The organism is Pyrococcus kukulkanii (genome assembly GCF_041647995.1).
Lineage (GTDB): Archaea > Methanobacteriota_B > Thermococci > Thermococcales > Thermococcaceae > Pyrococcus.
In genome coordinates this window covers 84,041-109,533 of the sequence record NZ_JARRIB010000005.1, presented here as the reverse complement: position 1 = coordinate 109,533, position 25,493 = coordinate 84,041, and the positions used below count along the sequence as shown (strand labels likewise).

At 44.0% G+C, this 25,493-nt stretch carries 24 protein-coding genes and 1 pseudogene; 17 read left to right on the top strand and 8 right to left on the bottom strand.

Annotated elements, in window-relative coordinates:
- Positions 1-17: 17 nt before the first annotated feature.
- Positions 18-455: a chemotaxis protein CheW gene (locus P8X24_RS10520; protein WP_372916033.1), complete on the bottom strand. Its 438-nt coding sequence runs from the start codon at positions 453-455 to the stop codon at positions 18-20.
- The gene (locus tag P8X24_RS10515) at positions 452-1,603 is read right to left on the bottom strand and encodes a methyl-accepting chemotaxis protein (RefSeq protein ID WP_372916031.1); all 1,152 of its coding nucleotides are present in this window, start codon (positions 1,601-1,603) and stop codon (positions 452-454) included. Before P8X24_RS10515 ends, P8X24_RS10520 begins: the two co-directional genes overlap by 4 nt.
- A 293-nt stretch (positions 1,604-1,896) precedes the next feature.
- Here P8X24_RS10515 and P8X24_RS10510 point away from each other — a divergent pair, with 293 nt between their 5' ends.
- From P8X24_RS10510 to P8X24_RS10465, 10 genes and pseudogenes are all read left to right on the top strand, one after another.
- On the top strand, positions 1,897-2,736 hold the full coding sequence (locus P8X24_RS10510) for a CheR family methyltransferase (RefSeq protein ID WP_372916029.1): 840 nt from the start codon (positions 1,897-1,899) through the stop codon (positions 2,734-2,736).
- Positions 2,729-3,091 carry a response regulator gene (locus P8X24_RS10505; RefSeq protein WP_372916027.1) on the top strand — a complete coding sequence of 121 codons (363 nt, stop codon included), beginning with the start codon at positions 2,729-2,731 and terminating at the stop codon, positions 3,089-3,091. Before P8X24_RS10510 ends, P8X24_RS10505 begins: the two co-directional genes overlap by 8 nt.
- Positions 3,092-3,104: 13 nt before the next feature.
- Positions 3,105-4,211 carry a protein-glutamate methylesterase/protein-glutamine glutaminase gene (locus tag P8X24_RS10500; RefSeq protein WP_372916025.1) on the top strand — a complete coding sequence of 369 codons (1,107 nt, stop codon included), beginning with the start codon at positions 3,105-3,107 and terminating at the stop codon, positions 4,209-4,211.
- Positions 4,183-6,504: a chemotaxis protein CheW gene (locus P8X24_RS10495; RefSeq protein WP_444851864.1), complete on the top strand. Its 2,322-nt coding sequence runs from the start codon at positions 4,183-4,185 to the stop codon at positions 6,502-6,504. Before P8X24_RS10500 ends, P8X24_RS10495 begins: the two co-directional genes overlap by 29 nt.
- Positions 6,497-7,120, top strand: a pseudogene (locus P8X24_RS10490) (chemotaxis protein CheC); the annotation flags it as partial. The gene P8X24_RS10495 and the pseudogene P8X24_RS10490, both read left to right, overlap by 8 nt.
- 3 nt (positions 7,121-7,123) lie before the next feature.
- Positions 7,124-7,750: a chemotaxis protein CheC gene (locus tag P8X24_RS10485; RefSeq protein WP_372916189.1), complete on the top strand. Its 627-nt coding sequence runs from the start codon at positions 7,124-7,126 to the stop codon at positions 7,748-7,750.
- Positions 7,747-8,238, top strand: coding sequence for a chemotaxis protein CheD (locus tag P8X24_RS10480; protein ID WP_372916021.1), 492 nt, complete (start codon positions 7,747-7,749; stop codon positions 8,236-8,238). Before P8X24_RS10485 ends, P8X24_RS10480 begins: the two co-directional genes overlap by 4 nt.
- Positions 8,239-8,249: 11 nt before the next feature.
- Positions 8,250-10,496, top strand: a complete 2,247-nt coding sequence (locus tag P8X24_RS10475; protein WP_372916019.1) for a methyl-accepting chemotaxis protein — start codon at positions 8,250-8,252, stop codon at positions 10,494-10,496.
- A gap of 35 nt (positions 10,497-10,531) precedes the next feature.
- A complete protein-coding gene (locus P8X24_RS10470) occupies positions 10,532-11,284 on the top strand; it encodes a hypothetical protein (protein WP_372916018.1) in 753 nt (250 codons plus the stop codon).
- A 13-nt stretch (positions 11,285-11,297) separates the two neighbouring features.
- Positions 11,298-12,323: a CheF family chemotaxis protein gene (locus P8X24_RS10465; protein WP_372916017.1), complete on the top strand. Its 1,026-nt coding sequence runs from the start codon at positions 11,298-11,300 to the stop codon at positions 12,321-12,323.
- On the opposite strand, the gene P8X24_RS10460 is transcribed toward P8X24_RS10465, so the two are convergent.
- Genes P8X24_RS10460 through P8X24_RS10450 form a run of 3 tightly spaced genes read right to left on the bottom strand, consistent with a single transcriptional unit; the run spans position 12,298 to position 15,488 of the window.
- Entirely contained in the window at positions 12,298-13,002 is a 705-nt protein-coding gene (locus P8X24_RS10460) for a DUF257 family protein (RefSeq protein WP_372916015.1), read from the bottom strand. The genes P8X24_RS10465 and P8X24_RS10460 overlap by 26 nt on opposite strands.
- A gap of 36 nt (positions 13,003-13,038) precedes the next feature.
- Entirely contained in the window at positions 13,039-14,334 is a 1,296-nt protein-coding gene (locus P8X24_RS10455) for a glycerate kinase type-2 family protein (RefSeq protein ID WP_372916014.1), read from the bottom strand.
- A gap of 11 nt (positions 14,335-14,345) precedes the next feature.
- Positions 14,346-15,488, bottom strand: a complete 1,143-nt coding sequence (locus P8X24_RS10450; RefSeq protein WP_372916012.1) for an RNA ligase — start codon at positions 15,486-15,488, stop codon at positions 14,346-14,348.
- Positions 15,489-15,604: 116 nt separating this feature from the next.
- On the opposite strand from P8X24_RS10450, the gene P8X24_RS10445 reads away from it, so the two are divergent.
- Complete coding sequence (locus P8X24_RS10445) at positions 15,605-16,408, top strand: PIG-L deacetylase family protein (protein WP_372916010.1); 804 nt, start codon at positions 15,605-15,607, stop codon at positions 16,406-16,408.
- Here the strand turns inward: P8X24_RS10445 and P8X24_RS10440 are convergent.
- The 3 genes from P8X24_RS10440 to bgaS are packed head-to-tail and all read right to left on the bottom strand — an operon-like array spanning position 16,401 to position 18,511.
- Complete coding sequence (locus P8X24_RS10440) at positions 16,401-16,850, bottom strand: type II toxin-antitoxin system VapC family toxin (protein ID WP_372916008.1); 450 nt, start codon at positions 16,848-16,850, stop codon at positions 16,401-16,403. The two genes, P8X24_RS10445 and P8X24_RS10440, sit on opposite strands and share 8 nt — an antisense overlap.
- A gap of 3 nt (positions 16,851-16,853) precedes the next feature.
- Entirely contained in the window at positions 16,854-17,063 is a 210-nt protein-coding gene (locus P8X24_RS10435; RefSeq protein WP_372916006.1) for a hypothetical protein, read from the bottom strand.
- Positions 17,060-18,511 carry a beta-galactosidase BgaS gene (bgaS, locus tag P8X24_RS10430; RefSeq protein WP_372916005.1) on the bottom strand — a complete coding sequence of 484 codons (1,452 nt, stop codon included), beginning with the start codon at positions 18,509-18,511 and terminating at the stop codon, positions 17,060-17,062. Before bgaS ends, P8X24_RS10435 begins: the two co-directional genes overlap by 4 nt.
- A gap of 218 nt (positions 18,512-18,729) precedes the next feature.
- Here bgaS and P8X24_RS10425 point away from each other — a divergent pair, with 218 nt between their 5' ends.
- From P8X24_RS10425 to glmD, 6 genes are read left to right on the top strand one after another with little or no spacing between them, the layout of a single operon-like run.
- A complete protein-coding gene (locus P8X24_RS10425; RefSeq protein WP_372916003.1) occupies positions 18,730-20,610 on the top strand; it encodes an ABC transporter substrate-binding protein in 1,881 nt (626 codons plus the stop codon).
- Positions 20,611-20,655: 45 nt separating this feature from the next.
- Positions 20,656-21,648, top strand: a complete 993-nt coding sequence (locus tag P8X24_RS10420; RefSeq protein ID WP_372916001.1) for an ABC transporter permease — start codon at positions 20,656-20,658, stop codon at positions 21,646-21,648.
- A gap of 2 nt (positions 21,649-21,650) precedes the next feature.
- A complete protein-coding gene (locus P8X24_RS10415; RefSeq protein ID WP_372915999.1) occupies positions 21,651-22,565 on the top strand; it encodes an ABC transporter permease in 915 nt (304 codons plus the stop codon).
- 1 nt (position 22,566) lies between these two features.
- Positions 22,567-23,532 (top strand): ABC transporter ATP-binding protein, encoded by a 966-nt coding sequence (locus P8X24_RS10410; RefSeq protein WP_372915997.1) that lies wholly within the window; start codon positions 22,567-22,569, stop codon positions 23,530-23,532.
- On the top strand, positions 23,501-24,496 hold the full coding sequence (locus P8X24_RS10405; protein WP_372915995.1) for an ABC transporter ATP-binding protein: 996 nt from the start codon (positions 23,501-23,503) through the stop codon (positions 24,494-24,496). Before P8X24_RS10410 ends, P8X24_RS10405 begins: the two co-directional genes overlap by 32 nt.
- A 17-nt stretch (positions 24,497-24,513) precedes the next feature.
- Positions 24,514-25,488 carry a glucosamine-6-phosphate deaminase gene (gene glmD, locus P8X24_RS10400; RefSeq protein WP_372915993.1) on the top strand — a complete coding sequence of 325 codons (975 nt, stop codon included), beginning with the start codon at positions 24,514-24,516 and terminating at the stop codon, positions 25,486-25,488.
- Positions 25,489-25,493: the final 5 nt, after the last annotated feature.

The window sequence follows — 25,493 nt, the reverse complement described above, 5'->3', positions numbered from 1 at the left end:
CTTAAATTAAAATTTTGCTAAATGCTCTCTCCAAGTAACTTGTCTAAGTCAAGCATTATGAGTAGTCTTTCGCCATTGTTTATCTTTGCGATTCCCTTAATGAACCTCATATCAACCTTGGATGCCAGTGTTTTTGGTGGTTGCTCTATCTGATCCTCAGTTAGCGTTAGTACATCAGAAACCGCGTCAACGATTACTCCTACAATTTCCCCGTTAACTTCAGCGATTATTATCTTCTTGTTACTTAGATCCCCTTCGTCGTAGTAACCTAGGAGCTTCTTGAGATTTATCACAGTTGTTATCTGTCCTCTGAGGTTAATTACTCCCTCAACGAAGTCTGGAGCGTTTGGAACTCTGGTTATGGGCATCATTTCTTTTATTTCCCTAACCTTAGAAATTTCCAAGCAGAACTCTTCGTTCCCTAATCTAAATGCAACAACTTGAATTTCGGTCACTTTCCACCACCCCTCAATATCTCTATCTCCTCAATAGCCTTATCAAGCTCTTCCTTTAGCTTTTCTGCTCTATCTCTTATTGTATCTAAGGATTGTAGGGAGGATTTTATTGTCTCAACAAGCTGAGTTGCAAAGTTCAGGTTATCGGAAACGTCCTTTGATATCGAATCTATTTTCTCAACGAGCATCTGGACTGAATTGGCTTGTTCGTCTATTCCCTCAGACAATTCCTTGACCATGTTTGCGGTTTCGTTGGCTCTTCTAGCTATATCGTCAAAGGCCGCTATTAGCTCTTGGATTGCGTCTTTAACTTCCTGGGTTACCCTTGCGTTTTCCTGTATTGACTCTATAACCCTCTTTATATTTTCCTGCATTTCCCTTATGAGATCCCTTATCTGCTCTGCTGATCTCTTTGATCTATCAGCCAGTTCCCTTATATTCTCAGCAACTACTGCGAATCCTTTTCCAGCTTCTCCAGCTCTTGCAGCTTCTATTGCCGCATTCAACGCTAAAAGGTTTGTTTGCCCTGCTATAGACGTTATTACATAAACTATCTCATCTATCTTCTTTGAATAATCGGCAAGGATGTTAATTGCCTGTCCCATTTCCTCGCTTACCTCACTTATCCTTGCAACCTTTAAGGCTGCATTATCCGATATTTCCTTACCTTTTTCGGCCATTGATGCTGATTCTAGTGCGAACTCTGAAAGTTGCTGAGCCTGAACGTTCATTTCTTCTATTCCGGCAGAAAGCGTTTGGATATAATCATTTACCTCTGCAATTTTCGTGCTCTCATTCTCTAGCCTTGAGACTAGCTCGTTGGTGGTTTCTAGGTCTCCCACTTGGATTGATTCAAAATCTTTCTCGAGATCTCCTGCAGTTCTTTTTGCCTCTCTTACATGCCTTTCAATTCTTTCTATTGCCTCTGCAGTTTTTCTTGGAACGTATACTGGTCTTCTAACCTTCCGTTTGATCTCTTCAAGGACTTTAATGTCTTCATCTAATAATCCTAAGGGAGGTTTTGGGTCTTTTCCCTCAAGGACTTGTTTCAGGTATTCTATAATTTCCCTAGCTAAGTATCCTTCCCTATCCTTTTTTCCTGGGTTGACTAGGAAGATTCCGGTAAGTGGTATAAAAAACAATCCCAACCCTCTCGCCTCCTTGGAAAGTTTTTAATTGATAACTACCAATATTGGAGCAAGCGTAATTCCAGCAACTACGACTATATTTGGCCAAAATCTGATAAAAAGTTTTCGTTATGCTACATTCCTAGATCTGTATAGTTCTCTTCCTCCATTTAGCAGTTAGAAAGACCTACAAGGGTACCTACACAACTACATGCATAAAAATATTTTTATTAAAGATCAACGAGTATTGTATAAGGAACGAGAACCTCTTTAAGCTCTTGGATATCCCTCAACAACTCGGAGAGGGGCTGGTGATGCAATCTCAGAAAGGATATGAGCTAATTAAAGCTGAAATTTTCAAGCGGTTAGGAGTTAGTATGGAGGCTTATAAAGATTCCTACCTCCAAAGGAGGATTAGGGCTAGGATGAGGAAGCTTGGAATTACTGACTACATGGAATACTACAAATTGTTAAAAACTAACAAGGATGAATTCGAGGAACTCTTGTTCACTATAGCGATAAACGTTACCGAATTTTTCAGAGATCCAATCGTTTGGAAAACTTTCCAAAATAAGATACTTCCAGAGCTAATAGATTTCAAGAAAAAGTATGGATCGAGATCAATAAAGATATGGAGTGCCGCTTGCTCAACCGGTCAAGAGCCCTACTCTATTGCCATGACGTTGTATGAGGTCCTGGGTCAGAACCTTGGCGGGTTTAGAGTTTCAATACTTGCAACCGATATAGACAAAGAGGCACTTCAGGCCGCTATGCGAGGGGAGTACCCCGTGGATGCCGTTGAGAAGCAGGTTCCCAAGCATATGATCCTCAAGTACTTCGATAGAATAAGTGAGGAGAGGTATAGGATAAAACCGTTTGTGAAAAGGCTCGTGACCTTTAGATGGCTCAACTTACTTTCATCCCCTTATCCAAAGGGCTTTGACGTGATATTCATTCGGAACGTGTTAATTTATATGAACAGGGGGGCTCAAGAGGAGATATTCAAAAAATTATATGATTCCCTCGAGGATCATGGTTACCTAATCCTTGGCAAAACCGAGACTATCTTGGGAGATGCTACAAAGCTGTTTAAGCTTTACGATCTCGTCGCTAGGGTGTATAAGAAGAATTTGGAGGTGAAAGGGCATGGCTAGGATATTAATAGTTGACGATGCAGCCTTTATGAGAATGCTCCTAAAGAAAATACTGACCCAGGCAGGACACGAGATTGTGGGAGAAGCAAGCAATGGAAAGGAGGCAGTTGAAAAGTACAAGCAGTTAAAGCCTGATCTAGTGACTATGGACATAGTTATGCCTGAAATGGACGGAATAACGGCAGTAAAGGAGATCATGAAGATCGATCCAAACGCGAAGATAATCATGATCACCGCAGTTGGACAGGAAGCTAAGGTCATGGAGGCCCTGAAGAGCGGGGCCAAGGGATACATAGTCAAGCCCTTCCAAGCTCAGAAGGTTATAGAGGAAGTTAACAGGGTGTTATCATCGTAATAACGGTGGTAGTATGCCCCTGCTTAACAAGAAAATCAGGGTGTTAGTCGTAGATGACTCAGCGTTCATGAGAAAGATACTCAAGGACATCATAAACTCCGACCCAGAGCTTGAAGTTTGCTGTGAAGCAAGGGATGGTGTTGAGGCAATTGAGATGGTCCAGAAGCACAGGCCTGACGTAATAACCTTGGACATCGAAATGCCCAGGATGAACGGTCTTGATGCCCTCAGGATAATCATGAAGAAGTACCCCACTCCTGTAATTATGATCAGTGCATTAACCCAGGAAGGGGCTGAGGCAACAATTAAAGCCCTAGAATATGGGGCGATTGATTTCATCCCCAAGCCTTCCTCCTCAATATCCATAAACATGCGTGAAATGAAAGATGAGATCATAGCAAAGATCAAAGAGGCAGCAAAGGTTCCAAGGAGGTTCCTTGAGCTTAAGAGGATAAGACTGCTGAGGGCCCAGAAAGTCAAGAGAGCTAAGCCCTCAGTGCCGGCAAGAATAGCGGTTGCAATTGCAGCATCAACAGGGGGTCCTCAGTCCCTCTTAAGGATCTTCCCTAAGTTCCCTGAAGACTTGAAGGCCGGAATACTACTTGTGCAGCACATGCCCCCAGGGTTCACCAGATCTTTCGCGAAGAGGCTTGACAATGTTTCTAAGATTGACGTCAAGGAGGCCGAGGAGGGAGATGTGGTTGAGGAGGGGAAGGCTTACGTAGCTCCTGGAGATTACCACATGGAGGTAACTTTGCGAAATGGAAAGCCCGTGATAACCCTGAACAAGAAGCCCAAGATTCATGGAGTTAGACCTGCAGCGGATCCCATGATGATTACCGCAGCTCAAGTGTTTGGCAGAAGGACAGTTGGAGTCGTGATGACTGGGATGGGGAGGGATGGGGCCCAGGGAATTGTGGAAATAAAGAAGAGGGGTGGAATAACGATAGCTCAAGATAAGGAGACATCGATAATCTTCGGAATGCCCAAAGCTGCTATAGAAACTGGAATGGTTGATTACGTAGTCCCCTTGGATAAAATCCCCGAGACAGTGGTTATGGCCGTGAACAAGATACGAGGGGGTGGTGTCGTTGGAAGACCTTTCACAGTATCTAGATGAATTCCTAGCGGATGCGAGAGACAGGATTGACAGTCTTAGCAATGCAATCCTTACCTTAGAGAAAATAGTTAAGGAGGGGGGTAACGAGGAGGAGAAAATGGAGCTAATAAACCAGATATTCAGGGATGCCCACACACTTAAGGGTACCGCTGCTACCATGGGCTTCATGAAGTTGAGTGAGACAGCTCACAAGATGGAGAATCTCTTTGACGCGATAAGGAATGGTCAGGTTGAGCTTACACCCGAGCTAGTTGACCTTGTTCTTGAGTTCCTTGATGTAATTGAGACAATGGTTGATAATATTGAGGAGACAGGTAGCGAGGGAGATGTTGACGTTTCAGATTTGTTTGCGAGAGCTGACGAGTTTATGAGTGGTGGGGTTACCGGCGAGAAAGTAGAAAAGAAGGAGGAGACACAAAAAGAGAGAGAGGAGAAGAGAGTTGAAGAAGTCGAGGAGAAACGTGAGGAAAAGCTCCCTACAGGAGGGAAGGTATACCACATCAAGGTTTACTTCCAGAAGGATGCCCCACTCAAGGGAGTGAGAGCATTTCTGATACTCTCTGACTTAGAGGAGAGGGGAGAAGTTCTTTGGACGAACCCTGAGAGGAGGGTCATCGAGGAGGGGAATGCAAATCAAGATGTCATAGAATTTAAGGTCTCAACAGAAGTCCCTAAGGAAGAGCTTGAGAATGTAATAAAGAGACATCCAGAGGTCGAGAAAGTCGAGATACTTGAGGAGGGTGAGGAGAGAGTAGAGGAAGGAGTTGGGAGGGAGTACATAATTAGAGTCTACTTTCAGCCTGACGCTCCCCTTAAGGGCCCAAGAGGATTCTTAATTCTCCAGGATCTTGAGAAAATAGGGACAGTAATTGAGGCTAACCCAAGTAGACAGGATATAGAGAATGGCAACTTTATTGAAAACAAGTACTTCGAAGTGAAACTTAGAACCCAAGAGAACGTTGAGAAGATAAGGGAGATCTTGAAGAAACATCCTGATGTTGTGAACTTTGATATATCTTCTGGAAAAGAAAAAGTGGAGGAGAAGAAAGAAAAAGAAGAAAAGAAACCTGCAGTAGCTCCTCAACCACCTAAGCAACCGAAGAAGCCACAGAGAATAGAGACTCCTAAGGTTAAAGTCTCGAAGATAATAAAAATCGATGTAAGTCACTTAGATAAGCTGATGAACTTAGTTGGTGAGCTTGTAATCACGAAGGGTAGACTGGAGCAGATAGCCGAAAGGCTTGGTGATAGGGAACTTCTTGAGACCCTTTCCACCCTATCAAGGCTTCTTACTGAGCTGCAGGACGAGATAATGACGATGAGGCTAACACCAATAGCAGAAGTCTTCAATAAATTCCCCAGGATGGTCCGTGAGCTGGCAAGGAAGATGGGTAAGGAAGTTGAGTTCATAATGGAAGGTGCCGACATAGAAGTTGACAGAACGATCTTGGAAAAGCTTGGAGATGCTCTAGTTCACCTACTTAGGAATGCCATTGACCACGGTATAGAACCCCCGGAGGAGAGGGTAGCTAAAGGCAAACCAAGGACTGGTAGAGTTGAGTTGATAGCAAAGAGGGAAAGGAATCACGTAGTTATAATTGTAAGGGACGATGGTAGAGGTATAGACCCTGAGAAGGTCAAGAGAAAGGCAATAGAAAGGGGCTTGATTTCTCCAGAGGAAGCTGCAAGCTTGAGTGACGAGGAGGCAATTAACTTAATCTTTCTCCCTGGGTTCAGCACTGCTGACAAAGTCACTGATGTTTCTGGAAGGGGAGTCGGGATGGACGTCGTTAAGGAAGTCGTGAAGTCGATGAACGGTACAATTAGCGTTCAAACGGAAGTTGGAAAGGGAACTACATTTATCCTCAAGTTGCCAATAAGCATGGCGATAATCCAGGCACTTCTAATTAGGGTACAAAATGAGGTCTATGCAATACCAATCAATAACATTCTTGAGACAATTGAAGTCGATCCCTCAATTCTCAAGACTATTGGGGGTAGGCACGTTATAGTCCTGAGAGGTGAGATAATTCCAGTTGTAATGCTGCATGAACTCTTCGGCCTTCCGATACCTGAAGTTGAGAGATTCCCCGCTATAATCGTTGACTATGGGGCACAGAAGGTTGCAATAGGGGTCGATGAGTTGCTCCACAAGAGGGACATCGTAATCAAGAACTTAGGAAAGTTCCTATCAAATATCAGGGGCTTTGCAGGAGCTACAATACTCGGAGATGGAAGTGTAGTTCTCATCATAGACATTGGCGGTCTCCTTGGAGGTGGATATCATGGCTGAAAACTTTGAGGAGTACATTAAGAATTTAGATGAATTCGCCAAAAGTGCATTAGTCGAAACCTTCAACATAGGAGCTTCCCACGCTGCAACTGCATTAAGTCAAATGACGGGGAAAGAGGTCGACGTCTCAGTCCCAAACTTAAGGATAGTGGCCATAAAAACCGTTCCAGAGGTAGTTGGTGAGGACGTTAAGGTTGCGGTATATATAGAACTTGGCAAGGACTTCAGTAGCCATGCCTTCTTCATAGCTGACTATGATGATGCCCTAAAGATGTTCGACATGATGATAGGTAATCCCCCAGGCACTACAAAGGAAATGGATGAAATGGTAAAATCTTCATTCATGGAGATGGGGAATATCTTAATCTCAGCTTTTGCCAATGCCCTCAGTGAATTCCTCGGGATTACGATTGAACAAAGCCCCCCTAACTTGGCAATAGACTTCCTCCCCGCTATTTTGGACGTTGCCTTGGCAGACATAGGGAAGTATTGCGACTACACGATAATCCTCGAAACTAAGATCACGATAAGTGGTGTGGAATTTGAGGAGCATTTTCTCCTTTTCCCGAAGCCTGAAGATATGAAGAGGATCCTTGAGAAGCTGATGGGGGGGATTGGCATGAAGAAGAGCGAGTGGTATAAGGACATATTCAGAGAGGCCTCAAACATAGCGATCTCCCATGCCCTAACGGCATTATCACAGATGATTGGCGGGCCAATAGAAGTGAAGCCCCCCGAAGTGGAAATAGTATCAAGAGTTGAATTCCTCAAAAGATTGGCAGAGAGAGGAGTTTCAAACAGCTTCACAGTCATGTTTGATATTACTGAGGGTCTTTCGGGTTTAGCCATACTCCAATTCCCCAAGCAGAGTGCACTAAACATAAGTGCCGTCTTAATGGGCATGGAACCTGGGAGCGTTACGGAACTCGATGATATGGGCAAATCAGCGCTAATGGAAGTAGGTAATATTCTGATATCCGTGTACACAGATATTCTTTCAAATCTCATGGGTGAGTCTGTCTCTTTAAGTCCCCCAAAGCCTGCTGAATCACTTTATGATATAGAGAAGGAATTAGGGAGGCCTGATTTAAGGGATGTTGAGAGTATTATAGTCTTCAAATCTAGCTTTCACAAGCAGGATATTGGCGTTGAGAGCTACTTCTACATTGTACCAACTCCAGAATCCTTCACTAAGCTCGTGAAGAAACTAGAAAGCCAGGTAATCGAAGAGGTTGAGAAGCAATGATGCAGGAGATTAAGGTTGGGATTGGAGATTATGCGGTAGGAAAAGGTAGGGGGATAATAAGCACGTACGGGTTAGGTAGCTGTGTAGGAATTACCCTGTACGATAAGGTGACTAAGGTTGGTGGATTGCTCCACGCTCTCCTCCCTGAGGCCTCCAGATATGGAGGGAGAGGTAATCCAGCGAAGTACGTTGATACTGGGCTACAATTACTACTTAAAGATGTTCTTAAGCTCGGAGCTTCAAAATTCAGACTTGAAGCTAAGCTCTTTGGAGGGGCTCACATGTTTGAGAACGTTAGGAGTGAAGAATTAAAGATCGGAGAAAAGAACATTGAAGTTGCAAAGCGAGAGCTAAAGAGGCTCGGAATAAGGCTTGTGGCTGAAGATACGGGAGGAAAGGGGGGTAGAACAATCTATCTAGATTTATCCACAGGAAAGGTTCGAATGAGAAAAGTCTTGGAAGGTAAGGTTATCGAGAAAGTCTACTAGGAGGTGGAAAAATGGAATTCAAGAAGAAAATTATAGGAACCGTTGTTATAGGAATGCTTCTTTTAGCTGTGATATCGGGAATCTTGATGGTGTACAATTCAAAGAAGGCAGCGAAGAGCGCAGCTGAGGATATACTTCCAATAATGCAGGGGTTTGCACAAAAGGAAGTTATTGCGCAGGCTAACAGCGTTAGTGGACAGTTTGATGCATTCTTTGAGGAGATCATGGCTTTGGGCAGGGTAGCTCAGGGGGCAGTAATAAGCTCGATTGATGAGATGTACTCAATATATAGGGTGAAGTTCGGTGACCCAGGATATGAGCGCTTTCTCAAAGCGTTTCTACTAAAAAAGTTTGAAGTAATTCAGAAGGCTGAGCCTAGGGTGTACTATGTGTACTTCGGGGACATTAACGGCAACATGTATATGTATCCGGAGGAAGAGCTTCCTGAAGGGTATGACCCGAGGGTTAGACCTTGGTATAAGCAGGCAAGCGAGGAGGGACACGCTGTATTCACTGATCCTTATCCGGATGCAACAACTGGAAAATGGGTTATAACGTATGCTATTCCAATATACCAAGATGGCAAATTGATTGGAGTAGTTGGTCTAGATGTTTTCATCGACACCTTGGTAGAGGCAATAAAACAGTCTAAAGTTGGTAAGACTGGATACGCATTTATTCTTAATGAGGATGGTCTTACAATAGCGCATCCAAATGAAGATTACATAATGAAACTAAACGTAAACGACAACCCTCAACTGAAGCCAATAGCAGAGTTTCTTAAGAGTGGGAAGGAAGAAGGTCTTATAACATACGAATGGCAAGGAGCAAAAGTAATAGCAGCAGCTAGAAAAATAAAAGGGCCGGGCTGGTATGTATTTGTTAGAGTCCCGGAGGCAGAAATCACAGGGCCTATCATTGAGGCAATCTCTCTAATGGAGAAGGACTTGGAGAGGAGCTCGTTTACGACTGTTATAATATCAGTGATCCTTGCAATAGCGTTTGTAGTGGTAATTTATAAGGTCATTTCATCATCCCTAGGACCCTTAGTGAGCTTAGCTTATGTAGCTCAGGCATTGGCTGAGGGTAGGCTGAGTGAAGTCAGAGAGAGACTTGCCAAGATAAGGTATTTAGAGAATGACGAGATAGGAGCCCTCATAAGGGCGTTTGAGGCTGTAGGCAAAGATATGATCGGTGCTTTGCAGGCGATAAGCAAGAGGCTTGAGAGATTAGCTGAGGGTGACTTGAGCAACGGTCTAAGTGTTGAAGTCAAGGGTGAGCTTAGGGAGATAATAGAGGACGTTAAGACTGTAACCAAGAAGCTCAAGGAGACTGTGGGTACTCTCGTTGAAATGACGAACGAACTCGAGAAGAAGGCGAACGTTCTTGCCCAGGTAGCTAATGACGTTACCGAGGCTATTAACCAAGTCACGGAGGCCATTCAGCAGGTTAGCACAGAGGCCCAGAGGCAACAGGAGACGATCAACGAGATTACAGAGGGTGTTAGGTTAATGTCCCAAGTTAGCGAAGAAAATGTCAGGGCAATGGATGAGTTCGAGGCCGCGGTTAATGAAGTTGTTAACATAGCCAACGAAGGAAGTAAGAAGGGTGATGAGGCATTGCAGAGAATCACGGACATTCAAGAGATGATGAGTGCCATAGAAGAGTCGGTAAGCAAGGTCGCGGAGATGAGTAGAAACATTGAGGAGATCACTAACGTCATCACGAATATAGCAGAGCAGACTAACCTACTTGCATTGAACGCAGCAATTGAAGCTGCAAGGGCTGGAGAAGCTGGAAGGGGATTTGCAGTTGTTGCCCAAGAGATTAGAAAGCTAGCTGAAGAGAGCAAGCAGGCTGCTGACAATATTAAGAACATAATTGACCAAATAACGGATGAGATAAGAGAGGCCGTTGAAACCACTAAGAAGGGAGTGCAGGTTATAGGAGAGTCCTCTGACACTCTTAAGGATTCTATAAGCTACCTCAGCCACATAGCCGAACTACTACAGGAAACAAGTGAAAGGATGAGCAATGTTAAATCTCAGGTCCTCAGAACCCAAGAAGAAATTGAAAAGGCCCTTAGGGCCCTTGAAAACCTCGCTGCGAGTGCTGAAGAGACTACAGCTAGCGCTGAAGAGGTTAGTTCTGCAATGGAGGAGCAGACTGCTGCCATTGAAGAGCTAAGAAGGGCATCCCAGGATCTTAAGGATATTGTTGAGAGGGTGGAGAAGGTTATATCTAAGTTCAAGCTTTAGTCCTCTTTCATCAAAATTTTTAGGGGGTGAGGGTTATGGACGTCCTGACAATAATCCTCATGGTGATTGTGGTTGTAGTGGCAGTGCTACTTTCGTCAATGATAGTCTCTAGTATGCTCTCGAAGCAAATGAGGACAATTCAGGCAATGATAGCCACTAGCACTTTAGAAACTCCAACAAAAGAAGTAACGCAGGTTAAAACCTCAGAGGACAGGAAGGCCGAGGAAAGCTTTGAGAAAGAAAGGAAGAAAGTATTCCAGGGAGTTAATGAGGAGGAGATACTCAAGAAGCTTAAGCAGGTTATAAATGAAAAGGTGCAGAACGTCCTTAACGAAGCCAAAAAGAAGAAAGAGAGGCTACTTATGCTACTTGACGTTGCGAGGGGTTATGCCTTGGGGTTCATAAGTGAGGAAGAGTACAATGCCTTCCTGATGAAGGTTCTCTCTGAGCTGGATGAGTTTAAGAGGCTATGGCTAGCAAGATTTCCATCCCAAAATGATAGGGATAAGTTGAATCAGATGATAGGGTACGTTGCCAGAACGAAGTTGCCAATTGAAGTTAGAGAGAAAGGCAAAGAGGGAAAAATAAAACTTTCTCCTGATGAGGCTCTCATAAGGATAACCTCAAACATCAATAGTGCCCTCTCTATATTGGATGACCTTATAAGGAAGAGGGGTGAGAACCCAGCCGTGACGCCACTTGAAATCCAACTTAGTCAAGAAGTTGAGAAGTTAAGAAAGAAAGTTGAACAGTTAGAAGCGAGGCTCCAAGAGCTAGAGGCCCTCTAATGGGGGCACACCAATGGCGATAGCAGAAACTAGAGTTAAAGTGGCTATTCAGTCATCTTGGAAGAGCTTGAGGGGGGTTAGTTGGAGGGATGCTATTGCTCAGCTGGACTCGGATAGGTTAGTTATTAAGTACCTAAGGATGGGAGAGGTAGTTGGTGAGGATAGCTTTCCATTCTCAGCTCTTAGTGACATTAGCGTGAGGATTCCAGATGAAGTTAAACTGAACCCTGAGAAGGAGCATTTTGGAATAAAATTTTACATCCCAACGAGGGGTGAGATACTCCTCATACTGACGATAGAGGAGAATCTCCTGATATATGATGAGAAAAAGTTCCTTGACTTTATCCACAAGATATTTGAGACTTTAATCAATGGAAAGCCCGCCATGATACAACTTGCGAGAATCGTTGGTGGAGCTATAAACATGGAATCTAAGTGGCAGAAGGGTTGGCTTAGAGTAGTTAAAGTAAAATCTGCGAGAACTCAAAAGACTGAGAGGAGTGTTGTGGTCATAACCGAGGATAAGAAACCGATCTCAATATTCTCGGATATTGAAGACATAGAAGTAGAGGAAGTTGATATGGATGGTAGAAAGGTCAAGGCCTGGAAAATAAGGCACTACTATATAAATCAGAGTGTTACCTCCTACTTATATATCCCAGAAAAGCAGACCCAACTCTTCGTCCTGAGGTATTTATTAAAGTATAACCCAGGAACAATGGAGTTCATAATGAAAATAGCTGATGACTTTCCAGCTTTAAAAGCGGAGTTTCAGGAGTTCATGGAGAGGGAGTTAAGGGAGTTAGAGGCCCTGGATGAAATGGAGAAGCAGATACTTGTTGCATTGTACTCTGGTATAGATCCCCTTGAGCTACATCAATTCCTAGGTGTTAGTGAGAAGGAGATTGAGGAAATATATGACAGGATGATAGATAAGGGGCTCCTGAAAATTGTGATGATAAGGAAAGTGGTTGATTTAACTAATGAGGGAAGGAGGCTTGTGAATAAGTTGCTTAAGTACGGACTTGTTTCAATGTGAGGAGTAGGTTCATTATCGTGGGTGTTGTTATTTCTATAGTCCTCTTTATTATCCCCACTATAGGCATTTTCTCAACCCTAAAGATACCCGCCCCTTCCCTGGGCTCTGCTTTAACGACGGTTGTTGCTATTCTCTCTAGTTCTGGGAGTGGATCCAACGGTAGCCTTTTCGTTACACTAGTGTCCATAATATATATCACAATAGTATTTTCGTGTCCTAATGACTTCTGAATTTCCACAATTATTTGATAAAAGTCATTATACTTCGAGAGGAGAGCCATTAACCTTTCGCATCCTACGACTAAGACGATAATTTCCTTTTTCTTCTCCCTTAGATAATCTTCAAGAACTTCCCTATATCTCTTCACGTAGAGTATATGTTCTCCTGCTATGCCAACCCTTTTTATTACCTTTCCAATGTTAATCGTTCCTCCAACTTTTACAACTGGGATATCACTAAATGCATCCTTAAATCCAAATATCCTAAGGTGCTCCGACAGCACGTGTAGCGTGTCAAGCATGTCGACTATAACCAGTTCCTTCCCTCTGAGCTCCGAATATTTCTTTAGCAATATTGCAAAGAATTCTGGACCATAGGAGCTTGATTCTGCTTTCATAACCACTATTTCTCCCGGATTAAGGTTATCAAGTAAATTAAAGAGCTCATTCATTGACTCCATAAGAATCCCCGAAAAACCTAAAGGTAAAAGATATATTTAAGTTTTCTCAATAATTGCAATAACTATTGAATTCACATTCGTTCCCGTGGGTCCAGTGAATAACAGAGCTCCAACTCTCTTGAGGGCTTCATACGCATTATGAGAGAATAAATATTCTTCAACGTCAATTCCTTCGCTTCTTAGCTTTTCATAAGTTTTCCCATCCACTATCCCCCCAGCGGCGTCCGTCGGCCCGTCGGTTCCATCCGTATCAAAGGCAACCAACGTGACATTGAGCCCCCTTATTTTTCTTGATGCACTAAGTGCTATCTCCTGGTTTGGGCCCCCCTTACCGCTTTCTCCCTTAATTGTCACTGTCGTCTCCCCTCCGAATACTAAAACCACCGGCGGTCTAAATGGTCTTCCCCTCTCAGCTATCTCCTTCGCTATTGAAGCTATGAAAATACCTACCTCCCTAGCTTCACCTTCTAGAACAGTGGTTAGTATGTAGGCATCAAAACCTTTCTCCCTGGCTTTCTTGACTATTGCCTCGCAGGATTTAGAATTACTAGCTATTAGGAAGTTATAAATATTTGGAAGATCTTCTTTTAGTGTTTCATCAATCTCCCCCTTTATGCCTTTTTCTATAACAGCTCTGACGCTCTCTGGCACTTTCTCCCATATTCCATATAGATCAAGAATTCTCTTCGCATCTTTGAAAGTTGTTGGATCTTTAACCGTTGGTCCAGATGCTATTGCCTCCAGGTTATCTCCCACGACATCCGATATTATCAGGGCGATCCCTATTCCTTTAATTCTCTTTGCAAGCTTTCCACCTTTAACTTTGGAGATATGCTTCCTAACCGTGTTTATCTCATGTATTGTTGCCCCACTCGTTATTAAGAGCTCATTTGTTCTCTTTAGATCTTCAAGCGTTATTCCATCTTCCGGAAGCTCAAATAGGGCTGAGCCCCCTCCCGAGATTAATACAAAAATAATGTCATCTTCGCTTGTCTTCTCTAAGATCCTCAAGGCTTCTTCTGCTCCTTTAATTGAGTTTTCATCCGGGACAGGATGGCCAGCTTCTATCACCCTGATTTTCTTTAAGGGTCTTCCATAGCCATACTTGGTTACAGCTACTCCGTCTTCAACTCCAACGATTTCTTCTATGGCCCTTGCCATCTCGCAAGCGGCTTTTCCAAAGGCTATAACATAAATGCCTCCTTTAACTAAGAACTCTTTTCCATCCACTATTATTTTATTCCCCTGAACTTTTACGACTCTTTTCACGGCTTTGTATGGATCCGCTGCATTTATTGCTTCTTTAACGAGCTCTAGGGCAAATTCCTTCATAATGTCACCTCCTAATCTACGAATGCCTTCCCTCCAATTAGCTCCCTGATTTCACTCGTTGCATCTGAGTAAACCCTTTTGAAAGTGACCCTCCACATACCATTGTTCAGCTCTTCTATATCCACGATCTCTATATTTAATCCAAGTTTCTCAAAGTGAGTGACCATTTTATAGGCCGTTTCGATTTTCTTAACCCTAATTTTGAATATTTCTGCAATATCATCCCCCTGTTCTACATCTAATATGCTTTCAACCAGAGGCTGAAGTAGAGCCATTCCCAAGTCTTCGGCGAGCTTTCTCAACTCCTCGCCTTTGATTCTCTTCTCTGCCACGTAGAAGGCGAGCCTAGAAATCCTACTTGTGAAATATCCTGGAGATAGTTCATAAAAAACCCTGGCCCCGATCCTTACATCGTTGATGTTTGCAAATGGTGTAACGTATTTGACTATCTTCTTCATGTCGGGACTTTTCATGACTATGCCTTCCCTTCCTTCCCTGCTTAGCTTTTCTATTAGCTCGTGCAACTCTCCTAAGTCATTTCGCGTGAACTTTCCGAACACTTCCACATGTGGAATTCCGTATTCTTCTGCGAGCCTTAATCTTTCCTCTACAGGTAAACTCTTTCCGGTGATCTTCTCTTGAATGTCGAACAGGAAAAATTTTATGTCCTCCTTAACATAGGGGGGTCCCTCAACGAGATATGGACTCTCCGGCCCGGCCATTTCTCCAACAAGAACTAGGTTCGGATGATCTTTGAAGAACTCCTGGGGCACGAAATCTGTAATTCTTTCTGTTGTAAATGGACATATGAAGCCACCTCTGGTTATTGCAACTATCCTATCCATTACTTTGGCAACCCTCACATTGTAACCATCAACTTTCTCTTCCACGTAGAATTCCCTATTTCTAAACGCTCTCCTTATTCCTTCCTCCAAGTTTACAACCCTCTTTATGTGTGGGAATCCGAGAATTATCTCTTCTTCATTGAAAACAACGGTACCTCTTCTGAGTTTCCCCGCTGAATCTTTAAATCTTAAATATCTAATCCCCTCGAACTCATCTTCGACTATACCTCCCTTTGTCTCTAAAGTTTCTATCCTATCCTGCGGGACTCCAAGCTTCAAAAGGATCTCCTTAAATTTGGTACTAACCACATATCTCCACCAGGTAAAGTTATCCTTCAAGGTATTTTAACTTAAACTATAAACTGCAAAAGTTTTATTAATATAGCTAGGTTTATAAATAAGGAGAATTTGTAGGAGGTGCTAAAATGTTTGAGGAGATAAACGATTTTGAAACAGCGTTTAGGAAGTTGCTTGATGATGTTCTTGACTTTGATATCCAAAATCTTCTAAAGGATGTAAAAAAGGTTCTCTGTATAGAACCCCATCCGGACGACTGTGCCATAGGAATGGGCGGAACAATTAAGAGGTTAGCAGACAGGGGAGTTGAGGTAATTTACCTCTGCATGACCGATGGTTACATGGGGACTACTGATGAAACAATGACGGGACACGAGCTGGCTCAAATTAGGAGAAAGGAGGAAGAAGAGAGTGCTAAAATATTGGGCGTGAAAAAGATTTATTGGCTAAACTACAGGGATACTGAACTTCCATATACGAGGGAGGTTAGGAAGGATATAGTTAGAATCATTAGGAAAGAGAAACCTGATGGGGTGTTCCTTCCAGATCCCTGGTTACCATATGAGGCTCACCCTGATCATAGAACAACTGGTTTCTTGGCTTTAGATGCAGTGGCTTTCTCTCAGCTCCCGAACTTCTCAAATATAGATCTTGACATGGGGTTAAGGCCTCATTCAGTATCATTTGTAGCCCTTTACTACACCCACAAACCCAATTACTTCGTTGATATTACCGACATCATGGATCTAAAGCTCAAGGCCATTAGGGTTCATAGAAGTCAGTTCCCCGAGGATATTTGGGAAATTTGGGAGCCCTTCCTTAGAACGGTGGCCCTCTATTATGGACAAAAGGCAGGTGTCAAGTATGCAGAAGGGTTCAGAATAATGCCCAGCCTATTCTATCACATCACACCCTTCGCTGAGCTCATATGAGCTCCTTTTCTACCATTAATTCTACCTCTTTTAGGAATTTCTCCAGTGGCATTGTATCAAGCCCAAACCTTCTAATCGGATCGTACCTCTTTGCATCATCTGCTATTAAAAGGCTGCCCGTTTGGATCGCAGTTGCCGCTGTTAATATATCCTCAATATCCATGATTATTCCTTTTCTGAGTAAGTTTGCCTCGATTTGGGCTGCTTTAATTATTATGTCCTCAGTTAGTGGGATTATTGTATATATATCTTTTAATATGTCAAATTCAAGCTCGATGTTCTTCTTAAGGTATGCTCTCGCCGTTAAATACCTGTATATTGTGATTATTGAAATGTTGACGTTGAACTTTGCTAGGGTTATCTCAAGTAACCTTTTCCTGCTCTTTGAGTGCATCTTCAGAAGAGCAGCGCTATCAAAAGTAATTTCAGGGGGCAACGGCATGTTTCAACTCTCCTTCTTCTTTTTAATGATATTAATTAAGGTTTCAGCTTCATCATCACTCATTACGACCTTGTCCACCTTTTTATCGAGTTCAACCAAATGCCATGTTTCTATTAGCTTTTGTAGTACTTCATCGTACGACCTTGCTTCAAGTTTATCCTTGAGCATTTTAATTTTCTTCCAAGTACTCTCGTCAACGGCTATCGTCTTCATTCTATCCCCTCCCTAACGACTTTCTTATAAGTTTCAACGCTCCTTCTTCTTGGTATCCTCTCCTTTGTTATCAAGTCAACTTCGTAAAGCCCGAATCTTATCTTAAATCCCATCGCCCACTCGTAATTATCCGTCAAGGCCCAATGGAAGTATCCGCCGACTTTTATTCCGTTCTCGATGAGGTTTTTGACTTCTCCAATATGATCCACTATATATCTTGGCCTCAGGATGTCCTTAGAGTCGGCAATCCCATTTTCCGTTATGAAGATGTTCTTGCAGTATTCGTATGCCTCTGCCGTGGAATCATATAGGCCTTGAGGAAATACTTCCCATCCAAAGTCGCTTGTTGGGTTATTATCTGGGGAGACGCTGTTTGGATTCCCTGAATATCCATAGCCTTCGGCTCCAACGAATGTAACAAGTGGCAATTCTTCGTACTTAGGTTCCACGTACCTTACGACTTCCCTTGTGTAGTAGTTGTTCCCTATCCAATCGTTCCTCTTTAAGTGTGCTACCTTGACGTATTCCCCGGATATCTCAATGTCAAGTCTTCCTCTGTTTACGGCCTCTAAGAATATCCTATTGTGGAAGAGGTCATAATTCTCAGCGGCTTTTTGGTCTTTCGGGTTGTTTGGATCGAGGGGATAGGCTGGTATTATATTTAGAATTATCCCAACGGGTTTCTTGGAGAACTTCTTAATAGAATCATAGGCTCTCGCATGCGCTATTACTTGATTCAGGATTACCTTTTTTGCTGCCGTTGGGTTGAGTATTCCTGGGGGCCATCCAACGTATGGGCCCAAATATCCTAATTCGGCCGTTACCATAGGTTCGTCAAAAGTTGCCCAATAATCTACGTACTCATCGAACTTCCAAGCAATATAAGCGACGAACTTAGCGAACTCTATTATTGCTCTCTCATCTACCCATCCCTTAGCTCTGGCCTTCTCTATATTTGCCCTGACCTCGAGGGGATCGTGAAGCCATATTGGATTAGTCTGATGATTCAAAGTAACGAATGTTGTGAATCCTAACTTCTTTAGGTTTCTAAGGACGTCTAAATAGTGTTGAACTTCCCTCTTATTTGCTAATTCATCAAGTTGTTGCAGGTGCTCTCTCTTTATCTTAACCTTCTTTATGAATCCATAACCATCTTGTTCAACACTTACTTCAACGTTAAAGGTGGGGCAGGGAAATATTCTGCTCCATTCTATCGTCAATTGGTAGGCGTTTAAACCAAGATCCTTGGCGAGTCTATGATCGATTTCGTATAAATCGTAATTGTTAATCCCCTCTTCAGGTAGATCTCCACTAACTAATTCATTTTTAATGTTGTAAGGGTCACGAACCCATGCCCACCAGTCACTTCTTGAGTCTATATTCCTCCTATAGGGATCTCCCATCTCAAATTGAAATGCCGATTGGACTACGCCCCAATAGAATTCCATCGTCTCTCCCCAAGTTCATTTTATAGATCCTTTAGTTTTTATAATTTTCCACATGTGGAACTTCATCAAGGAGTCTTTGTCTTTTTAATGATAGAGGCGATTATATCAGAGCAAATGTAAAAATAAGTCCACTACTGCTTTAAATTTTCCACCAAAAACCTTATATATATTGGCCATATTTTACAAATTTGAAATGAATTATAATGGGGTGGTCTGCTATGAAAAAGTACATAGCCACAATATTGATTGCCCTGTTCTTCCTTAGTACCATTGGAGTAGTTGCCGCCCAGGAAGAACTTCCAAGGGAACAAACCTTGTACACGGCTAACTCCGCTCCACCAACAAATGCAAATCCAATTCAGGGAAGCAACATAATCCCAATGGCTGGTTTGGTCTTTGAGCCATTGTTCATGCTCAACTTCATGAAGACCGAACTCGTTCCATGGCTTGCTGAATACGGAAAGTGGGTCAAGCCAAACGTTTTTGAGGTCAAACTTAGGGAGGGCACTAAGTGGCAGGATGGAAAGCCACTTACAGCTGAAGATGTCAAGTTCTCATTTGAGTACTACCAAAAGGTAGGGCTTAAAGACTGGTCAAAATATGGTCTCCAGGAAATAAAGGTTCTTGACATGAGAACCGTTCAGTTCATATTCAAGAGCACTCCAAACGTCTGGGCTTGGAGAAATGAGCTCTACAGCGTCCTAATTCTCCCGGAGCATATATTCAAGAACATCGACCCACAGAAGGTTAAGACTATGACATTCCTTGGTGATGAGCAGAAGTACCTTGTCGGTTCAGGTGCCTACAAGCTCTACAAGGTTGTACAGCAACAGAAGGCAATTTTCGTGAGGAACGATGAGTGGTGGGGTGCAAAGTACTTTGGCCTTCCAGCTCCAAAGTACATCGTCCAGCTGTACGTTGGCTCAAACGACCAGGCTGCAAACATGTTCCTCAAGGGTGACCTTGACGTAGGTACCTACTACGTCGATATAGTCGAGCTCAAGAAGAAGAACCCGAACATAGTTAGTTGGCTTGACAGGCCACCGTACTTCCCACCTGTCGTTCCAGTTATAATGTACTTCAACACCAAGCACAAGCCACTTGACGACCCACTCGTCAGGAAGGCCATAGCCGAGGCAATCTGTCCAGCACAGATCGTCAAGCAGGGACCAATAAGCGACCTCCCAGACCAGACCCCACTCGGTAACGTCATGAAGCCATGGAAGGAGAAGATTGGAGTTAACCAGCTAATCAAGGAGTACGGATGGAAGTACTGTGACCCAGTTGATGCAGCAAAGCTCCTCGACGAGGCTGGAATTAAGGACACCGATGGAGATGGCTGGAGGGAGTACAACGGTAAGGATCTCGTCCTAACGTTCGCTGCATGTGGTCCATGTAGTGACTGGATGCAGGCGGTAGAGATCGTAGTCAACCAGCTCAAGGCTATCGGAATTAAGGTTGACGTTAAGAAGTACGACTGGGCTACAATGGTCAGCAAGCAACAGGCTGGAGAGTTCGACTTAACAATGCACTGGGCTGGAACATTCAAGCCAGATCCCTATAGTGTCTACTACGATTTAATGTACTATAAGGATGAGAATAACAAGGGTGGGGCAAACTTCGGTAACTACTACAACCCAGAGGCTAATAAGTTACTGGACGAACTTGCAAAGACATCTGATGAGGCTAAGCAGGTTGAGCTCCTCAGGGAGCTAACCAAGATCTGGCTTAAGGACGTTCCAGCAGTTCCACTCTACATGGGTACCTTATTCTATGAAGCAAACACCCAGTACTGGGCTAACTGGCCAAACGAGGAGAATCCATACGGTGTTCCAATCTTCTGGCCAGGCTTCGGTACCTGGGGTACAGCACTTGCATTCCTTGGTGTCAGGCCGGCTAAGGCCGTTGGTCCAGGGACAACCACCGTAGTCCAGACCCAGACTGTCGAGAAGACACAGACAGTAGAAAAGACTCAGACCGTCGAGAAGACCGTTACAGTTACGGCTTCACCAACCGAGACTAAGGGCGGCATCTGTGGTCCAGCGGCTATCCTTACCTTAGCGGCAGTTCCACTCATCTTGAGAAGGAGGAGACTCTGAGCTTTCTCTTATTTTTTTATTGATAAAATCGAGGAGGGGGAAGAAATGGGATTTAAGCAGTACCTAAAGAGGAAAATTCTCATTTATTTTTTAACGTTCATATTTGCTGTAACCCTGAACTGGTTGTTGCCTAGATTAATGCCCGGTAACCCTATAGAGATCATGATAAACTCCGCCCTGGGCTTATCCCCCCAGGAGAGGGAAACTCTGTTACAATTTTATGAAGAGCTGTACGGATTAAATAAGCCACTTTACGTTCAGTTCATAAGCTTTTGGAAATCCCTGCTAACCGGTAACCTTGGGTATAGCATACTTTACAGAGCCCCGGTTTCGGATTTAATCAAGCACGCGCTTCCATATGACATAGCGATCCTATTCCCCGCTATAGTTCTGAGTTGGATCATAGGCAATTGGCTCGGTGCATTGGCAGGGAAGAACAAGAAGTACGACAGGTACGTGATGCCCCTCTTTTACTTCTTGGCGAGCATACCGTACTTCTGGTTTGCCATGCTCCTCGTGTACGTAATCGGAGTTAAGCTCGGCTGGTTGCCATATCAGGGAGCCTATAGCCCGGACTTAGTTCCGAGATTTTCTTTAACGTTCATTGTAGATTTCTTGAAGCATTGGATACTCCCGTTCCTAAGTCTGTTCATAGTCATGATCGGTAGCTGGGCCATAGGGATGAGAAACATGATAATCTATGAGCTTGAGGCTGACTACGTCAGGTACCTCGAGGCCCTAGGTGCAAGTGAAAAACTAATGACTAAGCACGCCTACAGGAACGCAATCCTCCCCCAGATAACCGGACTCGCCTTGCAGTTGGGCCTAATGGTTGCTGGGGCAATTGCAACTGAAATAGTCTTCAACTACCCTGGAGTTGGAGTTCTGCTGATGCGTGCGGCTTTAAGTCAGGACTACTTCCTCTTACAGGGTGGATTTCTGATGATCGTCATTGCCGTCCTAGTGGCCAACTTCGTGATAGACATAGTCTACGCCCTCATTGATCCGCGTGTTAGGGTTAGCTACACGGAGGGATGAAGATGGAACTCATAAAGCTCGCATTCAAGAACAACAAGTTCAAATTTGGATTCGGTCTTATCGTGTTTTTCATACTCTTCGGCTTAATTGGGCCTCTGTTCACGCCTTTTGCTAGCGATGGCCTGTACTACGAACAAGTGGGTAAAATCAAGCTTGCATCGTATTCAACAAAGACCCTCCCTCCAATGACCAGGGAGAACATAACAACGTACACTGGGAAGACCGTTGAAGTCCTTCACATCCTGGGAACGGATAAGGAAGGGAGGGACGTCTATACGGAGCTCGTTTATGGCTTGAGGACGTCACTGTGGATAGCATTCCTTGCGGCAATAATTGGAACAACCCTGGGAATAACGATAGGTTTCGTCTCCGGTTACAAGGGTGGACTCGTAGATGAGCTATTGATGATGTTCGTCAACATAATGCTCGTCATTCCTTCAATCGTTCTGCTGATCTTGGTTGCAGCGTACCTTGAAGCAAGAAGCCCAGCGGTTCAGGCCCTGATTATAGGTCTAACGAACTGGCCCTGGGTAGCGAGGTCAGTAAGGGCCCAAACTCTCTCCCTGAAAAACAGGGAATTCGTCAACCTCTCAAAGCTTGCAGGTCTCTCAGATCTCAGGATAATCTTCGAAGAGATAATGCCCAACATGATATCGTACATAGTCATGGTTGGTATTCTCCAGATCAGTGGAGCTATCCTAGCCTCTGCAACCCTTGACTTCATAGGTTTAGGCCCAACGACAATGATCTCTCTGGGAACAATTCTGCAGAAGGCAATAATGCACAACGCCCTCCAGTTCGGCTGGTGGTGGTGGTTCATTCCACCGGGGTTAATTATCACCCTGATAATCACGGCATTGTTCTTCATCAACCTCGGAATGGAAGAAGTGTTCAATCCTCGTTTGAGGGGTGAGTGATATGGTTTTGCTTGATGTTAGGGGTCTTCGTGTTTACTACTCTACCCCGTTGGGTTTTGTGAAAGCAGTGGATGGTGTTTCGTTTGAGGTTAAAGAGGGTGAGGTTTTTGGCATTGCTGGTGAATCCGGTTGTGGTAAGTCAACCCTAGTCCACTCCCTAATCCTGAGAAAACCTCCAATGAGACACATTTCAGGGGAAGCAATATTCAAGGGCAGGGATTTAATGAAACTTTCTAGGGAGGAGGCAAGGAGAATCCAGTATACCGAACTCTCCATCATCCCACAGTATGCAATGAACGCGTTAAACCCCACGAAGAGGATTAGGGATATTGTCTGGGATCTTGCTAGGGAGCATGGGTATACTGACAGGGGGGAGGTCGAGAAACTCTTGAGGGAGAGGCTTGCTATGGTTAAACTCTCGCCTAGGGTTGCTGACATGTACCCCGTAGAATTGTCTGGTGGAATGAGGCAGAGGGCAACAATGGTCGTCTCCACACTATTAAACCCAGATTTATTAATTGCCGATGAAATAACATCAGCCTTGGACGTTACAACCCAGAGGGTTGTGATTGAGTTATTACACTACTTCATGCAAGAGGGCATTGTAAAGTCAATTATCTTCGTTACCCATGACCTAGCACTTCTAAAGCAGATTGCTGATACTGTGATGATAATGTACGCTGGGAAGGTCGTGGAGATTGGGCCAATGGAGGAGGTGATTGACGATCCAGCCCATCCATACACGCAAATGCTGCTAAACTCTCTGCCAAGGATGGGTGTTCATTACAAGAGGCAAAAACTCCATGGGATCAGTGGTTATCCAATAAGCCTCCTCAACCCGCCAAAGGGTTGTAGATTCTATACACGGTGTCCTTATGCTATGGATATCTGCCCAGAAAAAGAGCCTAAGATGATTAGGGTTGGTGAAAACCACTATGCTGCTTGTCACATGCTTGGGGGTGGTTAGTGTGGAGCTTGTGAAGGTTGAACACTTGACTAAAATCTTTACCTCTGGCCTTATTGGTGGTTTTGAGGTTAGGGCTGTTGATGATGTTTCCTTCACTATTAATGAGGGTGAAATCGTCGCATTAGTGGGGGAGAGTGGTAGTGGTAAGACTACTATAGGAAAACTTATCTTGAGGTTGATCCAGCCAACTTCGGGTAGGATTTACTTTAAGGGTGAAGACATTTTAAAGTTTGACAAGAGGAGGCTCAAGAATTATTATTACAAGCAAGTACAAGCAGTATTCCAGGATCCCTTTGCCTCGTTTAATCCATTACACAAGGTTGATCGTGCCTTTGACTTGGTCTTTAGGACTTTTTTGAGGGGTGTTTCGGGGGATGAGCGGAAAGAACTGGTGGAGAGGGCTTTGGAGGGTGTTGGTCTTAATCCTGGGGAGGTTTTGGGTAAGTATCCTCACCAGTTGAGTGGTGGGCAGTTACAGAGGATCTTAATTGCTAGAGCGCTTTTGGTTAGGCCTTCCCTGTTGATTGCTGATGAGGCTGTGTCAATGCTTGATGCTTCGACGAGGATTGATATTCTGAACCTCTTAGGGGAATTTAGGGATAAGTATGGTACGTCAGTCTTGTTCATCACGCATGATTTGGGCTTGGGTTATTACATTAGTGATAAGGCTATCATAATGTATAGGGGGACGGTGGTAGAGTGGGGGGATACTGAGAGGGTGTTTCGTAATCCTTTGCACCCTTATACGCGGATGTTGTTGGAGAGTGTTCCTGATTTGAGTGTGAAGTGGGAGTTTAGGGGGATTGAGCCTGAAAGAGAAGAGGGGAGAGTGTATGAGATTAAGGGTTGTAGGTATGCTCCTAGGTGTTCTAAGGTTATGGACAAGTGCTTCAAACTAAGACCCCCAATGGTTGAAGCCGAAAAGAATCATTGGGTAGCATGCTGGCTCTATGCAAAGGCTTGAATCAGGAGGTGGTTAAAATGCATGCCACGTTAAGGGAAATTAGAAAGACTCCTGAAGGAATACTCAAGGCCCAGGAAGCATTTGAAAGGATAAAGGAAGAAGTAACACTGCCCAGGAACATCCTCTATACTGGCTGTGGCTCCTCTCACTTCCTATCTCAATTGCTGGCAATGGCAACGAACGCCTTGGGGGGCAAGGGAATAGCCCTTCCGTGCTCTGAGCTGATGTACTCAAGGAATTACTATGCAATAAACTCCCCAGAGCTTATCGTCGCGATATCAAGGTCTGGGGAAACAACGGAAGTTCTAAAGGCTATGGATGTCCTCAACGTTAAAAAACTGGGTCTAACGGCCTACGAGAGCACTCTCTCCAAGAAAGCTGACTATGCTTTGATCGTGGACACGCCTGAAGACAGCGTTGTTATGACTCACTCATTCACCGCTTTTTACTTTTCGTACCTCCAGCTGTTAAGGGAATCTTACGGCCTTCAGGTGTTCAATGCCAAAGAAGTCTCGAAGTTAACTAGAGATGTCTTGAAGAATGAGGGGTACATTAGGAAGCTCGTTGATGAATTTGAATTCTCCAATGTTATATTCCTGGGTTCGGGAATTCTTTACCCCGTGGCCCTTGAGGCAATGCTGAAGATGAAGGAGATGGCAATATTCTGGAGTGAAGCCTACCCAATGTTCGAGGTGAGACACGGATTCAAGTCCATAGCCGACGACAACTCCCTTGTCGTCATGCTCGTTAGCGATCCCTTTGAGTGGCATGAAAAACTCGTGCGGGAGTTCCAGGGTCAAGGGGCCAAGGTCATGGTGGTAAGCGAGAAAGAGCTGGGCTCGGAATATTATCTCCAAGTGCCTAAGGTGGATGAACTCTTAATGCCTGTCGTTACCCTGCCGATAATTCAGCTTTTGGCCTATTATAAGGCCGTTAAGAGGGGGATGAACCCCGATAATCCAAGGTTTTTGGAGAAAGTTGTTAGGTGGTGATTCGT

What these genes read in the sequence shown, in the direction of transcription:
- P8X24_RS10510 (WP_372916029.1), top strand. Translation starts at nt 1,897, where the DNA reads ATGCAATCTCAGAAAGGATATGAGCTAATTAAAGCTGAAATTTTCAAG.
- P8X24_RS10505 (WP_372916027.1), top strand. Translation starts at nt 2,729, where the DNA reads ATGGCTAGGATATTAATAGTTGACGATGCAGCCTTTATGAGAATGCTC.
- P8X24_RS10500 (WP_372916025.1), top strand. Translation starts at nt 3,105, where the DNA reads ATGCCCCTGCTTAACAAGAAAATCAGGGTGTTAGTCGTAGATGACTCA.
- P8X24_RS10485 (WP_372916189.1), top strand. Translation starts at nt 7,124, where the DNA reads ATGAAGAAGAGCGAGTGGTATAAGGACATATTCAGAGAGGCCTCAAAC.
- P8X24_RS10480 (WP_372916021.1), top strand. Translation starts at nt 7,747, where the DNA reads ATGATGCAGGAGATTAAGGTTGGGATTGGAGATTATGCGGTAGGAAAA.
- P8X24_RS10475 (WP_372916019.1), top strand. Translation starts at nt 8,250, where the DNA reads ATGGAATTCAAGAAGAAAATTATAGGAACCGTTGTTATAGGAATGCTT.
- P8X24_RS10470 (WP_372916018.1), top strand. Translation starts at nt 10,532, where the DNA reads ATGGACGTCCTGACAATAATCCTCATGGTGATTGTGGTTGTAGTGGCA.
- P8X24_RS10465 (WP_372916017.1), top strand. Translation starts at nt 11,298, where the DNA reads ATGGCGATAGCAGAAACTAGAGTTAAAGTGGCTATTCAGTCATCTTGG.
- P8X24_RS10460 (WP_372916015.1), bottom strand. Translation starts at nt 13,002, where the DNA reads ATGGAGTCAATGAATGAGCTCTTTAATTTACTTGATAACCTTAATCCG.
- P8X24_RS10455 (WP_372916014.1), bottom strand. Translation starts at nt 14,334, where the DNA reads ATGAAGGAATTTGCCCTAGAGCTCGTTAAAGAAGCAATAAATGCAGCG.
- P8X24_RS10445 (WP_372916010.1), top strand. Translation starts at nt 15,605, where the DNA reads ATGTTTGAGGAGATAAACGATTTTGAAACAGCGTTTAGGAAGTTGCTT.
- P8X24_RS10440 (WP_372916008.1), bottom strand. Translation starts at nt 16,850, where the DNA reads ATGCCGTTGCCCCCTGAAATTACTTTTGATAGCGCTGCTCTTCTGAAG.
- P8X24_RS10435 (WP_372916006.1), bottom strand. Translation starts at nt 17,063, where the DNA reads ATGAAGACGATAGCCGTTGACGAGAGTACTTGGAAGAAAATTAAAATG.
- bgaS (WP_372916005.1), bottom strand. Translation starts at nt 18,511, where the DNA reads ATGGAATTCTATTGGGGCGTAGTCCAATCGGCATTTCAATTTGAGATG.
- P8X24_RS10425 (WP_372916003.1), top strand. Translation starts at nt 18,730, where the DNA reads ATGAAAAAGTACATAGCCACAATATTGATTGCCCTGTTCTTCCTTAGT.
- P8X24_RS10420 (WP_372916001.1), top strand. Translation starts at nt 20,656, where the DNA reads ATGGGATTTAAGCAGTACCTAAAGAGGAAAATTCTCATTTATTTTTTA.
- P8X24_RS10415 (WP_372915999.1), top strand. Translation starts at nt 21,651, where the DNA reads ATGGAACTCATAAAGCTCGCATTCAAGAACAACAAGTTCAAATTTGGA.
- P8X24_RS10410 (WP_372915997.1), top strand. Translation starts at nt 22,567, where the DNA reads ATGGTTTTGCTTGATGTTAGGGGTCTTCGTGTTTACTACTCTACCCCG.
- P8X24_RS10405 (WP_372915995.1), top strand. Translation starts at nt 23,501, where the DNA reads ATGCTGCTTGTCACATGCTTGGGGGTGGTTAGTGTGGAGCTTGTGAAG.
- glmD (WP_372915993.1), top strand. Translation starts at nt 24,514, where the DNA reads ATGCATGCCACGTTAAGGGAAATTAGAAAGACTCCTGAAGGAATACTC.